This window comes from Methylosinus sporium, from assembly GCF_003113265.1.
Taxonomy (GTDB): Bacteria; Pseudomonadota; Alphaproteobacteria; order Rhizobiales; family Beijerinckiaceae; genus Methylosinus; species Methylosinus sporium.
Genome location: NZ_PUIV01000047.1, coordinates 1 through 12,167, shown reverse-complemented (window position 1 = coordinate 12,167; position 12,167 = coordinate 1). Strand labels below are relative to the sequence as shown.

At 63.6% G+C, this 12,167-nt stretch carries 11 protein-coding genes; 5 read left to right on the top strand and 6 right to left on the bottom strand.

Annotated elements, in window-relative coordinates; all coding sequences use genetic code 11:
* Positions 1-118 precede the first annotated feature (118 nt).
* Entirely contained in the window at positions 119-1,363 is a 1,245-nt protein-coding gene (locus C5689_RS17810) for a S41 family peptidase (protein WP_108918581.1), read from the top strand.
* On the opposite strand, the gene C5689_RS17805 is transcribed toward C5689_RS17810, so the two are convergent.
* Entirely contained in the window at positions 1,357-3,213 is a 1,857-nt protein-coding gene (locus C5689_RS17805; RefSeq protein ID WP_158271834.1) for a serine hydrolase domain-containing protein, read from the bottom strand. The two genes, C5689_RS17810 and C5689_RS17805, sit on opposite strands and share 7 nt — an antisense overlap.
* Before the next feature lie 132 nt (positions 3,214-3,345).
* Here C5689_RS17805 and C5689_RS17800 point away from each other — a divergent pair, with 132 nt between their 5' ends.
* Positions 3,346-4,728: a L,D-transpeptidase family protein gene (locus tag C5689_RS17800; RefSeq protein WP_244594781.1), complete on the top strand. Its 1,383-nt coding sequence runs from the start codon at positions 3,346-3,348 to the stop codon at positions 4,726-4,728.
* A gap of 24 nt (positions 4,729-4,752) precedes the next feature.
* Entirely contained in the window at positions 4,753-4,974 is a 222-nt protein-coding gene (locus C5689_RS17795) for a hypothetical protein (RefSeq protein WP_108918578.1), read from the top strand.
* Between the two features lie 43 nt (positions 4,975-5,017).
* Here the strand turns inward: C5689_RS17795 and C5689_RS17790 are convergent, their stop codons facing one another.
* From C5689_RS17790 to C5689_RS18295, 5 genes are read right to left on the bottom strand one after another with little or no spacing between them, the layout of a single operon-like run.
* Positions 5,018-5,821: an ABC transporter permease gene (locus C5689_RS17790; protein WP_108918577.1), complete on the bottom strand. Its 804-nt coding sequence runs from the start codon at positions 5,819-5,821 to the stop codon at positions 5,018-5,020.
* Positions 5,818-6,585 (bottom strand): ABC transporter ATP-binding protein, encoded by a 768-nt coding sequence (locus C5689_RS17785; protein ID WP_108918576.1) that lies wholly within the window; start codon positions 6,583-6,585, stop codon positions 5,818-5,820. Before C5689_RS17785 ends, C5689_RS17790 begins: the two co-directional genes overlap by 4 nt.
* Before the next feature lie 2 nt (positions 6,586-6,587).
* Positions 6,588-7,616 (bottom strand): ABC transporter substrate-binding protein, encoded by a 1,029-nt coding sequence (locus tag C5689_RS17780; RefSeq protein WP_108918575.1) that lies wholly within the window; start codon positions 7,614-7,616, stop codon positions 6,588-6,590.
* A complete protein-coding gene (locus C5689_RS17775) occupies positions 7,589-8,578 on the bottom strand; it encodes a restriction endonuclease (RefSeq protein WP_108918574.1) in 990 nt (329 codons plus the stop codon). Before C5689_RS17775 ends, C5689_RS17780 begins: the two co-directional genes overlap by 28 nt.
* Entirely contained in the window at positions 8,562-9,674 is a 1,113-nt protein-coding gene (locus C5689_RS18295) for a hypothetical protein (RefSeq protein ID WP_146188422.1), read from the bottom strand. The genes C5689_RS17775 and C5689_RS18295 overlap by 17 nt, the downstream gene beginning before the upstream one ends.
* A gap of 124 nt (positions 9,675-9,798) precedes the next feature.
* On the opposite strand from C5689_RS18295, the gene C5689_RS17765 reads away from it, so the two are divergent.
* Together C5689_RS17765 and eno are read left to right on the top strand one after the other, a co-directional pair.
* Positions 9,799-10,605, top strand: a complete 807-nt coding sequence (locus C5689_RS17765) for a creatininase family protein (RefSeq protein ID WP_108918572.1) — start codon at positions 9,799-9,801, stop codon at positions 10,603-10,605.
* Between the two features lie 116 nt (positions 10,606-10,721).
* The gene (gene eno, locus C5689_RS17760) at positions 10,722-12,005 is read left to right on the top strand and encodes a phosphopyruvate hydratase (protein WP_108918571.1); all 1,284 of its coding nucleotides are present in this window, start codon (positions 10,722-10,724) and stop codon (positions 12,003-12,005) included.
* Positions 12,006-12,167 lie beyond the last annotated feature (162 nt).

Here is a 12,167-nt window from a genome sequence, read left to right as displayed (position 1 = left end):
CCCGAGAGCGGAGCTCAGCGACGCCGCCGCCAGCGTTCCGGCGCCGCAAATAGAACACAGCACGCGCTCATGTTCGCGCTCGGATTTATTCGAGCGCTTTTTTGAAAATGAGGGGGCTATGCAAACCCGTCGACAGATCATTCGCGGCGCCGGAACGCTGGCGGCGGCGTCGCTGAGCTCCGCTCTCGGGCGAGCGCAGCCTGCGGACGCGCCCGCGGCTGTCTGCGCGCAGGTCGTCGAGCTCGCTAGGGCGAATTTCATTTTTCCCGCGCGAGTCGAGGAGGCTCTGGCGACGCATAGGCACGCTCTCGAGGCGGCGGCGACGCCGGCCGAGGCGACGAGGGCCATCGACGATTTCCTCGCGGCACTCGGCCTCTCGCACACGGCGCGCTATGCGCCATCGAGCCTCGATTACTACGAAAATCTCGACATCTACCGTCCGCGAGGTCCGCGCACGCTCGCCGCGGCCTTTCCGCCGGACGGCGCGGTTGTTTATGCCGGCGTCGGCATCGCGACCGAGACTTTCGGCTCCGCGAGCTTCGTGACCGCCGTCTATGCCGACACGCCCGCCGAGGCGGCGGGTTTTCTCGCCGGCGACGAGATCGTCGGCCTCGACGGGAAGCCGTTTCGCCCGAACGACCCGATGAGCGGCCCGCTCGGAGCCGAGAGGATCGTCTCCGTCCGCAGGCGAAAGGATGCGCCGCTCGTCGAAATTTCCGTCAAGGTCGCGTCGCTGCGGCCGTCGGACGTTCTTCTCGCGAGCGTGCGCAAGAGCGCGCGAATCGTCGAGAGTGAAGGCAGGCGCTTCGCCTATCTTCGCATGTGGGCCTATCATTCCGAGGCGATCCGAAATCAGGTGGACAGATCGCTCTCGCAAGAGCCTCTGGCCTCGGCCGACGGCCTCATCCTCGATCTGCGCTGCCGCTGGGGCGGCGCGCGCCCCGACGCCGTCAACACATTCCTCGGCAAGGCCCCCGAATTCGTCACCACCTCGCGCGACGGACGACGGCGGTCGAGCCGCTTGGGACGTTGGGGCAGGCCGATGGTCGCGATCGTGAACCATCGCACGCGCAGCGGAACCGAGGTCTTGGCTCACTCGCTGGCCGCCAACGGCGTGCCGCTCGTCGGAAGCCGCACCGCCGGCGCCGTGGCGGGTGGCCAAGCTTTTCTGCTCGACGACGACAGTCTGCTGCTGCTCGCAGTGCAGACTGTCGAGGTCGATGGCGCCACGCTGGAGGGAGTCGGCGTCGAGCCGACGCTAGCGTCTCCTTACGACCTCCCCTATTCGGCCGGAGCGGACTGTCAATTGGAGGCCGCCACCGCTCTGCTTCGCCGCATGACGGGTCGAACCTCCGCTCAATAATTCAGCGTCGTTCCGGCAACGTGGAAGACGAGAAAGACATAGCCGATGACGAGCCCGCTCGCCGCCAGCGCGCTCTGATGGAGGCGCGTCCATCTCCCGCCGACGCGCCGGCGCCAGAAGTCGACGGCGACGAAGAGCGCGACCCCGCCCCCCGGCGCGCCGAGCCAGGCCAGCGCATAGATCGCGATCAGCGCCGGATCTAACGCATCGTTCAAGAGGCTGGCGTCGTTGCGCGCGGCGAGCGTCGCTAGGGCCGCGATCACGAGGAGATCGGCGAGAACCGCGAGCCTGACGATGACGAGCCATCGGCGATCCGCGGGCGGCAGGTCGGACGCTCGCTTGCGCCAGCGCCGCCAGAGCGCGGCGACGGGCCATGCGAGCAGCGAGAACAGCGCAAAGGCGGCGCTGGCCGCGAAGGCGGGGACGAGCCAGCGAGCGTCGATCGCCCAGGGCGCGCGCATGAGCCGCTGCCCGCCGCCGTCGAGATAGGGCTCGGCGCCGAGAACGGCGGAAAAGCGCCAGCCGCCCGGCCCCTCATAGACATCGGCGCCGACAGGCTTCATCGCGCGGCCGGCGCCGAAGGGCCAGAGAGCCGGCAGAAGCCTCAGTCCACCATCGGGCTCGACCCGAATGAGCTGCTGCGACGCCAAGGCCATGACGCTCATGAAATTGGTCTCCGCCCGCCGACTTCCCCGATAGACGCCCGCCAGCCGGGGATCAGCGGGCGCCGCGGCCGCGGGCGCCTCCTCCGGCGCGAGACGCTTCGCCAAGGCTTGCGCGACATCCGGCGGCGATTGCTGATCGCTGAAGCCGTCGCGCGAGACGAAGACGCCGACGCCGCTCTCGCGAAACAGCTCCAGATCGCTGAAGAATGCCTGCGTGCCGCCGCCATGGCCGACGGCTTCGGCTCCGCCGAGCCGGCGCATGATGAAGACGAGCCCGAGCTCGCCGCCCGGCGCATCCCGCGTCAGCATCTGCTCCAGCCGCGCGGAGGGGAGAATCCGCGCGCCGTCGAGCTCGCCGCCATTCAGAATCGCGCGCATGAAACGGCCCATATCCTCGCCCGTCGCGGCGAGGGCGCCGGCCGGGGCCGCGGCTATGGTCTCGAAATAATCGAGCGGCGGCCAGCCGAGGCCGCGATAGCCCTTCGCCATCAGCGGCGCGAGCGATTCTGGCAGAGGCTGACGGAAGGTGGCGCGCTCCATGCGCAGCGGCGTGAGAATGTGACGCTCGACATAAGTGGGAAAGCTCTCTCCGGAGACGCGCTCGACGACATAGCCGGCGAGCGCCATGCCGTAATTCGAATAGGCGGTCACATCGCCATTGGGGAAGATGCGCGGCGGAAGCGATTTCGCGACCCAGGCGGCGAGCGGCATGGGCTCGCTCGCGCGGGAGAAGAGATCCTTGAAATGTTCCTCGAAACCGGCGCGATGCGTCAGCAGAAGGCGCAAGGTCACGGGGCGGCCGCCGGGCGGCGTCGGGATCGCGAAGCCGACATAGTCGGAGACGTCGCGGTCGAGATCGAGCGTGCCTTCGTCGACGAGCTGCATCGCCGCAATTCCGGTGAAGAGCTTGGAGATCGACCCCGGTCGAACGAGCGTTCGACCGGCTGTGAAGGGACGGTTCGTGTCCTTGTCGGCGAGGCCATAGCCCTTGGCGAAGATCGTGCGGTCGCGATCGACCACCATGACCACGGCGCCAGCGCCGCCATGGTCGATCCATTCCGTCATGATCGGATCGACGAGCTCCGCGACATCGCTCGCTTCGAGGGCGGGCGCGGCCGAAGCGCCGCGGCAGACCGCGAGAACAAGCCCGATGGCCGCGAGAAAAAGACGAAAAAAACGCCGCATCTTTCGAAAATCCTTTCGCGGAATATCGCCACGGGAGCGCCCGGCGGGTTGACCGCGGGCCTCGCAAGGCGGAAAAGCTCCGATAAAGCAATACATCGGCGACTTTCGGGCGCGATTCTGGCGCGGAACGACATGCGACACAAGTTACGGATTCGACAGCTTCGTCTCGCTTTCACGACTTTGGCGGCCGCCGCCTCGCTCGCCGCGCCTATCCTTCCCGCGCTGGCGCAGACGGCCGCGGAGCCGACCGCCGCCGCGGCGCCCGCCCCGGCGCCGGCCGCGACATCGCAACCCGCCGCGCCCGCGCCGGCTCCCGCTGCGGCCCCCGCCGAGCCCGGCGGCGCCGCGCCGACGACGCCGCGAACGGCGGCCGCGCCAAAGCCGAAACCCAAGCCCAAGCCTGCGCCGCCGCGCGAGATGGCGCTCTCCGACGATCCGACCCCGGCGCTGCAGCCCGAGACCTTCTTCGCCACCTCGCTCGCCTCCGAGCGCTATGCGGCGATCGCCGACGCCGGCGGCTGGCCGAAGGTCGGAACGACGCTCCAGCCCGGCGCGCGCGGCAAGGCGGTGGCGGCGCTGCGCAAGCGCCTCGCCGCCGAGGGCGATCTGCCGGCCGAGGCCGCCGGCGGCGAGGCCTGGGACGCGGGCCTCACGCAAGCGGTGAAACATTTTCAATTCCGCATGGGGCTGAGGCAGACCGGCGTGGTCGCCGGCGCGACGCTGCGCGAGCTGGACATTCCGGCCTCGGTGCGCTTCCGCCAGCTCGCCTCCTCGGCGCAGCGGCTCGCCGGCAATGATTTCCCCTTCGGCCCGCGCTATATCGTCGTCAACATCCCCTCCGCCGCCGTCGACGCCGTGGAGAACGGCCATGTCGCGCGGCGCTATACGGCGATCGTCGGCGATGTCGAGCATCCTTCGCCCGAGGTCGAGGCGAAAATCGGCGCGGTCAATCTCAATCCCACATGGACGGTCCCGGTCTCGATCATCAAGAACGAGATCATGCCCAAGATGCAGAAGGACCCGTCTTATCTCGCCAAGGCGCGCATTCGCGTGTTCGACAATCGCGGCGGCGAGGTCGATCCGAAATCGATCAATTGGGCGAGCGAGCGCGCCGCCAATTACACGCTGCGCCAGGACAGCGGCGCGCAGAACTCGCTCGGCTCGATCCGCATCGCAATGCCCAATAAGCACGCCGTCTATATGCATGACACGCCGAGCAAGCGGCTCTTTGCGAGCGATTATCGCTTTCTCTCGCATGGCTGCGTGCGCGTCGAAGGCGTCTATGACCTCGCGGCCTGGCTGCTGGAGGGCGTCGGCGGCGCGCCGGGCGGACAATGGGACAAGGCCGCGATCATGGCCAAGATCGGCGGCGAGCGCCAGGATGTGAATCTGCCAAAGCCCGTGCCAGTAGTGTGGGTGTATATGACCGGATGGGCTTCCGCGAATGGCACAGTCCATTTCCGCAACGATATATATGGGGTCGACGCGGTGGGCGAAGCGCGCGGAGATCGCTGATTCGCTCCAATTGTCGGAGGAATCATGATGCGCGTTTCGATTGTTTTCGTCTGCGCTCTGCTCGGGGTTCTCGGCGCCGCGCAGGCCGCCGAGCGGCTCCCCCGCGAGCCGGAGCCGGCCCAGGCCTATGTCGCCGTCCCCGTGCAATTCTGCGAGAAAATGTGCCCGGAGGATTTTTCGCCCTGCGATCCGATCTATTTCAAGACCGCCGATTCGCGCTGCGCGCAAGTGGGCGTCGGACGGTGAGGCGTGAATCCTTACTCCCATGAAGGGGGGGGAGAAGGATGCGCTAATCCTCCAGCCCGCGCGCGCTCTCGTGCCAGCGCACGAGCGCGAGGCGCGACAGCGCCGTCAGCCCCGCATAAATGACAATCCCCGCGAGCGAGACCAGCGCCAACGCCGCGAACATGCGCGGAATGTCGAGCCGATAGCCAGCCTCCGAAATGCGGAAGGCGAGGCCCGCCCCCTGCCCCGCGGCGCCGGCCGCCAGCTCGGCCGCTATGGCGCCGATGAGCGCGAGGCCGCCGCCGATGCGCAGCCCGGCGAAAAATTGCGGCAGCGCCGCCGGCGCGCGCAGAAGGACGAGCTTTTGCCAGGGCGAGGCGCGATAGAGATCGAAAAGCTCGACCAATGAGCGATCGACCGAGGCGAGGCCGAGCGAGGTATTGGCGAGAATGGGGAAGAAGGCGACGAGAAAGGCGCAGACCAGCACCGCCTCGGCGGGGGCGAGATAGACCAGCAGCAGCGGCGCTATGGCGATGATAGGCGTCACCTGCAGCACGATGGCGAAAGGCATGAGAGCGCGCTCCATCAAGCGCGAGCGCGAGATGAGCAGAGCCAGGGCGACGCCGCCGATCGTCGCCAGCGCCAACGCCTCCAGCGCCGTCCTCAGCGTGACGATGAGCGAGGCGAAGAGAATCGCGCGGTCCTTCACCAGCGTCGCTGCGATGAGGCTCGGCGCCGGCAGCACATAGGACGGAATATCCCAAAAATAGACCGCCGCTTCCCAGGCGGCGAGCGCGCAGGCCAGCACGACGAGCGGCAATATCGCATCGCGCAGCAAGGGCGTCTTTTTGGCGCGTGCGCCGCTCATCGCAATTCCTCCCCATAGGCGCAGCGGAGAGCGGCGGAGGCGCGCCGGCAATATTGCGCAAACTCGGAACTGGTGCGGAATTCTTCGTCGCGCGCGATCGCCGCATCTATGTCGATCGCATCGACGGTCGCGCCACCGCGCGCGGAAAGCGCCAGTATGCGCGTCGAGAGATAGACGCTCTCGTAAATGGAATGGGTGACGAAGACGATCGTCGTATCGAGCCTTTGCTTCATCGCGAGAAGATCGTCGCCGAGGCGAAAGCGCGTCACCTCGTCGAGCGCGGCAAAGGGCTCGTCCATCAACAATAGTCTGGGCCGCGTGACCAGCGCGCGGGCGATGGCGACGCGCATCTTCATGCCGCCGGAGAGCTGGCGCGGCAGCGCCGTCTCGTAATCGGCGAGACCGACGAGCGCCAGCGTCTCGCGCACCAGCGGAGCCGCGGCCTCGCGCGTCTTGCCGGCGAGGCGCAGCGGCAGATAGACATTGGCGAAGACATCGGCCCAGGGCAGCAGCGTCGCCTCCTGAAACACGAAGCCGATGTTGTGCGCCGCGGCCGAGTCACGCCAATCGATGACGCCGGCGCTCGGCGTCGCGAGGCCGGCGATGAGCCGCAGCGCCGTCGATTTGCCGCAACCCGACGGCCCGAGCAAGGTCAGAAACTCGCCGTCGCGAAGGTCGAGATCGAAATTCTCGAGCGCCGCGACGCCATTGGCGAAGCTTTTGCCGATCCCGCGCAGCGAGACCAGAGGCTCCGCGACGCCCACCGTCACTGCGCCCCCATAGCGTGCGAAGGTCGCAGCTCCAGCCCGACTTTCTTGTTCACGAAGCGCGTGGTGTAGCCTTGCGCTATGGCGAGATCGGCGGGGAAGACGCCGGCCTTGGCCATTTTGTCGAAGAAGCTGCGCAAGCGCGCGTCGGTCATCGCGCCAATGCCGAGGCTGAGCGAATCGCCGGAGTCGACGATGCCACGCTCTTTCAGCTTCTCGACGGAATAGGCGAGCTGGCCCTCGGACATTTCGGGATTGTCCTTGCGGATAGCGGCGTTGGCGGCGCTATTGTCGCCGTAGATGTAATGATACCAGCCGATGATCGACGCGTCGACGAAACGCTGCACGAGATCGGCCTTGGTCTCGATCGTCTCCTTGCGCGTCTCGATCGTCGTCGAATAGCTGTCATAGCCGTAATCGGCGAGCAGGAAGACATTGGGCGTGAAGCCGCCCTGTCGCGCGATCTCGAAAGGCTCGGAGGTCAGATAGCCCTGCTGAATCGATTTCTTGTCGGCGAGAAAGGGCGCCGAGTTGAAAGTGTAGGGCTTGATCTTCTCTTCCTTGAAGCCATAGGCCTGTTTCAGCCATTGATAGACCGAGACGAGATTGTCATTGCCGATGAAGGCCGTCGTCTTGGGCAGATCCTCGAAGCGATCGAAACCCTCGCCCGGATGCGACATGAAGATGATCGGGTCCTTCTGGAACATGGAAGCGACGGCGACGATGGGCGCCTTCTGCTGCACGGCCGAGAAGGTCTGGTTGAGATTGGCGCCCATGCAGAAATCGACGCGGCCGGCGGCGAGCAGCAGCCGGGCGTTGGACTGCGGACCGCCCTGCAATATTGTGACGTCCAGGCCGTATTTGGCGTAAGTGCCATCGACGAGGGCTTGATAAAAGCCACCATGCTCGGCCTGCGCTCGCCAATTGGTGGCGAAGGAGACCTTGTCCAGCGCGAGGGCCGAGGCGGGAATGGTAACGAAGAAAATAAGCGCAATCCAGGCTATCCCTCTAGCGACGAGACAAGGCATGAGCTTTCCTTTGATTGTCGTTGGAGACCGTTTGCTTTCACGGATCGAGACTCGTTGACGATACCATTCTCGTCGTCGATCGAATCACCACTTAGCCATCGCTCGAACGCTGCTTCATCAAAGACGACGCCACTTGCTCCTCTAACCATTCCTACTCCTCTATCAGCGAGGAATACAGCCAACTGCTCTCCTGACTTGGCAATGATGCCGGCTGAGGCGGCGAGATGCAGAGCACCAGATGAAAAGGTTCCTGTCGTAAACAAAAGCGTTACTACTGGAGAAAACGGCCTCATGTCCAAATCTCCGAAAATATCAATTCCATCGCTAGAGAATGTCTTTGTTCTAGCTAAGCTAATTGCACCAATCAATTCACGCACCACACTAGTAGAAATTGCTCTATTTGGATAGTGCTTGGCTTGCCCTGCAAACAACAGCTTCACATCATGGGCCAGTTGCAAGAAGGGGCGAGGTACATCGCTCAGCTGCCCAAAGCTAAATTGGCCAAAAAAATCGATACCTTGATCGTTGCCATGAGGGGTGACAGTTGCTTGGCCTGCCCCCAACTCCTCTAATATGCGCTTTCCGAAAAGCTCGAACTCAGAAAATGTTATCGCCTTAATTTTCTTCAATAATGTGTCGATATGAATCCTTTGTTGCTTTTTACCTGCAATGGAGCTTTGATCAGTTGGAAGCACATAACAAAACCCGACAACGGTATCGAGAGTTGATCCGACAATATTTAAAACAGGGGACGTGCCTGCAGTTTCCGATTCCGCCAACCGCTTAAAAATCAAACGGGAAACCTGAGACGAGCACTGTTCTGCCTTCTCAGCTGCCTCGATGGCACTCAAGCCGAAATGCTCGACAAGTTGAATTTCGATAATTGAGACAAGGCGAACGGGCGCGCCATCGACGCCGATCACTGCCTCAAGTCGGGTGACTATTTCACGTGCTTTCGTCATCAGGCATAAACTTACGAATCTTATCCACCACGCCAACCAGCTCTTTCCAAATTTGTCTTGCCCGATCGTCCGGGCTCAACCACGCGTCGATGCTCGGCTGTCTAAGCGCCTGCAGCGCGATACCCAAGTTGTGCTCCAATACCCCTGTTTCATCCTGAGGGGTTTCTGCTTCTGCGGCGCGAACCGCGTCTTCAAACGATTTTTCTGGATCCGCCAAAATTTTTAAAGGCACAGGCTTCGTAACAATATCCTTTAGCTGCCTTACTTGTTGACTGGCATTCTGTAACTTTGGGGCAGCTCTAACTCCATCAATTTCTCGCGAACTTAGAAGCTCGTAAAAAATGCGGCGGGCTTCAGCATTTTCCGCTGCATAATTTTGATCCGAGAAAGAAAGCCACTCACGCACTTTCGGCTGCGACACCGCCTCATGAAAGAACGTGTAGAGTCTCGGCTCCGCGTATTCGCCGAATTCGTCATCTTTCTCCATTTGCTCAAGAGCTTTCGAGGCCCTATATCGACGCGCTACTTCCCGCGCAGTGATTCCAATTCTTTGCGCAACCGGGCCGAATGCGCCTTCTTCATTATCGTACATTTCAACGACAAGACGCGCCTGCTGATACGGCCCCCATTCGCGAATTCCGGCCACATGCCGAATTGCCATAAGGGTTTTCTGATAATTAGACCGCTCTGCGTCGGTCCCAACAATTTCGATAACGGAAAAATTTTGAATCGTCGTAAGTATTTCTTTTTTTAGATCAAGAGATCCACCACTGTCGTCGCTAAGCAGCGTTTTCAACGCCGCCGTGCGCCGATTGCCCTCAATTACAACGTATTTTGTCTCGTTACCCTCTGATATATATGTTTCGACGACAATTTGTTCAAACGGAACAAATCCATTTGAAATTATTGAATCCCGCAACGCATTTAAATCGAATGCGGCAGTATCTTTCAAGAATTGAAGAGCACGCTCCTGGACACCGGCTTCCGCATAACGCGTTCTATTTACGCGCCGGTAGCCCGGGAGATCGTGGAAACGGTAGTTATTGGGATCAAGAAGAAGCTGCCCAGGATTTACGTGCCGCGACTCAATCTGCATGGGTCAACCTCGTATCTCCAATCGACTGCCACCGGTTTAGCAGAAATGCCAGTCTCTTCTCAACCCGACGTGAGAAAGCCGATAACCGTGGCCAGGCGATCCCGAAAGGTCTACCCTCTCCGCCATGCTCCCGTCCCGCTATTGGATCGACCTCGCCACTATCGACTATCGCGACCTCGAGATGGAGCGCGTCATCGCCGTGCTGCCCATCGCCGCCGTCGAGCAGCATGGACCGCATCTGCCGGTCGGCGTCGATTCGCAGATCATGCGCAGCATGATCGAGCGCGTCGTGGACCGCCTGCCGGACGACCTCGACGCGCTGTTCCTGCCGCTGCAGGCGATCGGCGTCTCCATCGAGCATGGCGATTTTCCCGGCACGCTCAGCCTCACGCATGAGACGGCGCTGCGCCTTCTCTGCGAGATCGGCGAAGGCGTCGCCCGCGCCGGCTGCCGCAAGCTCGTACTCCTCAATTCGCATGGGGGCAACTCGGCGCTGATCTCCCAGGCGGCGCTGGAGCTGCGCATTCGGGCCGAGCTGCTCGCCGTCGCCTGCTCCTGGCATCGCTTCGGCTATCCCGACGGGCTGTTCGGCGAGGAGGAGATCCGCCTCGGCATCCATGGCGGAGAGATCGAGACCTCGCTGATGCTCGCGCTCGCGCCGGATTTCATCGATATGGCGCGGGCGCGGCATTTTCGCTCCGCCAGCGCCGATTTCGAGCGCGATTTCACCTGGTTGCGCGCCGATCGGCCGATCGGCTTCGGCTGGAAGACGCAGGACCTCTCCAAGGAAGGGGCGATCGGCGACGCCGCGGCGGCCAGCGCCGCCAAGGGCGAGGCCGCGGCCGATTATTGGGCGACCGCCTTCGTCGAGCTGCTGCGCGACGTCGAGGCCTTCGATTTCGAGCGTTTCGCCGGCGCGCCGCCGAAATAGCGCCGGAAACGCAACAGGGAACCGGCCTTTCGCCGGTTTTCGAGGCTTTCGTCCCGGCGCGGTTCGGTCTACAACGCGCGCAACCGCGCAGCCAGACGCTCCAAAGAGGCCCCGATATGACCGAAATCATCGATATTCACGCTCGCGAGATACTCGATTCGCGCGGCAATCCCACGGTCGAGGTCGAGGTCGTGCTGGAGGACGGCTCCTTCGGCCGCGCCGCCGTGCCGTCGGGCGCCTCCACCGGCGCCCATGAGGCGGTGGAGAAGCGCGACGGCGACAAAACCCGCTATCTCGGCAAGGGCGTGCTGGACGCCGTGCAGAGCGTCAATGAGGACATAGCGGGCGAGCTCGTCGGCTTCGAGGCCGAGGATCAAGTCGCGGTCGACGAGGCGCTGATCGAGCTCGACGACACGCCGAACAAGTCGCGCCTCGGCGCCAACGCCATTCTGGGCGTCTCGCTGGCCGTCGCCAAGGCCGCCGCCGACGCCTCCTCCCTGCCGCTCTACCGCTATATCGGCGGCGTGCAGGCGCGCGTGCTGCCGGTGCCGATGATGAACATCATCAATGGCGGCGCCCACGCCGACAATCCGATCGACTTTCAGGAATTCATGATCCTGCCGGTCGGCGCGCCCACCGTGCGCGAGGCGATCCGCTGGGGCGCGGAAGTGTTCCACACGCTGAAAGCCGCGCTGAAGAAGGCCGGCCTCTCCACCTCGGTGGGCGACGAAGGGGGCTTTGCCCCCAATCTCCCCTCCGCCGAGGCGGCGCTCGACATCATCGTCGAGGCGATCGTGACCGCCGGCTTCGTGCCGGGCGAGGACATCTATCTCGGCGCCGACGTCGCCTCGACCGAGTTCTTCAAGAACGGCAAATATGTCTATGAGGGCGAGAAGGTCACGCGCACCATAGAGGAGCAGGTCGCCTATCTCGCCAAGCTCGCCGAGGCCTATCCGATCGTCACGATCGAGGACGGCATGGCCGAGGACGATTGGGAAGGCTGGCGCCTCCTCACTGACACGCTCGGCGACAAGATCCAGCTCGTCGGCGACGATGTGTTCGTCACCAATGTCGAGCGCCTGGCGCGCGGCATCGACGAGGACGTCGCCAATTCGCTGCTGGTGAAGGTCAATCAGATCGGCACGCTGACCGAGACGCTCGCCGCCGTCGAGATGGCGCATCGCGCCGCCTATACGACGGTGATCTCGCATCGCTCCGGCGAGACGGAAGATTCGACCATCGCCGACATCGCCGTCGCCACCAATAGCGGGCAGATCAAGACCGGCTCGCTGGCGCGCTCGGACAGAGTCGCGAAGTATAATCAGCTCATCCGCATCGAGGAGGAGCTGGGACCGGCGGCGATCTACGCCGGCCGCAGCGCGCTGAAGGCGCTGGTCTGATCTCCCTCTCACCGCGCGCGGGGAGAGGGTCAGGGTGAGGGGCTCGGGGTCTCGAGCGGCAATGCCGCTCCCGCTCCGGGCCCTCGCTCTTTCGACCTTTCCGTCGCGCGCCCCGGCCCCTCACCCCGACCCTCTCCCCGTGAACGGGGAGAGGGTCGGGGT

What these genes read in the sequence shown, in the direction of transcription:
- C5689_RS17810 (WP_108918581.1), top strand. Translation starts at nt 119, where the DNA reads ATGCAAACCCGTCGACAGATCATTCGCGGCGCCGGAACGCTGGCGGCG.
- C5689_RS17805 (WP_158271834.1), bottom strand. Translation starts at nt 3,213, where the DNA reads ATGCGGCGTTTTTTTCGTCTTTTTCTCGCGGCCATCGGGCTTGTTCTC.
- C5689_RS17800 (WP_244594781.1), top strand. Translation starts at nt 3,346, where the DNA reads ATGCGACACAAGTTACGGATTCGACAGCTTCGTCTCGCTTTCACGACT.
- C5689_RS17795 (WP_108918578.1), top strand. Translation starts at nt 4,753, where the DNA reads ATGATGCGCGTTTCGATTGTTTTCGTCTGCGCTCTGCTCGGGGTTCTC.
- C5689_RS17790 (WP_108918577.1), bottom strand. Translation starts at nt 5,821, where the DNA reads ATGAGCGGCGCACGCGCCAAAAAGACGCCCTTGCTGCGCGATGCGATA.
- C5689_RS17780 (WP_108918575.1), bottom strand. Translation starts at nt 7,616, where the DNA reads ATGCCTTGTCTCGTCGCTAGAGGGATAGCCTGGATTGCGCTTATTTTC.
- C5689_RS17775 (WP_108918574.1), bottom strand. Translation starts at nt 8,578, where the DNA reads ATGACGAAAGCACGTGAAATAGTCACCCGACTTGAGGCAGTGATCGGC.
- C5689_RS18295 (WP_146188422.1), bottom strand. Translation starts at nt 9,674, where the DNA reads ATGCAGATTGAGTCGCGGCACGTAAATCCTGGGCAGCTTCTTCTTGAT.
- C5689_RS17765 (WP_108918572.1), top strand. Translation starts at nt 9,799, where the DNA reads ATGCTCCCGTCCCGCTATTGGATCGACCTCGCCACTATCGACTATCGC.
- eno (WP_108918571.1), top strand. Translation starts at nt 10,722, where the DNA reads ATGACCGAAATCATCGATATTCACGCTCGCGAGATACTCGATTCGCGC.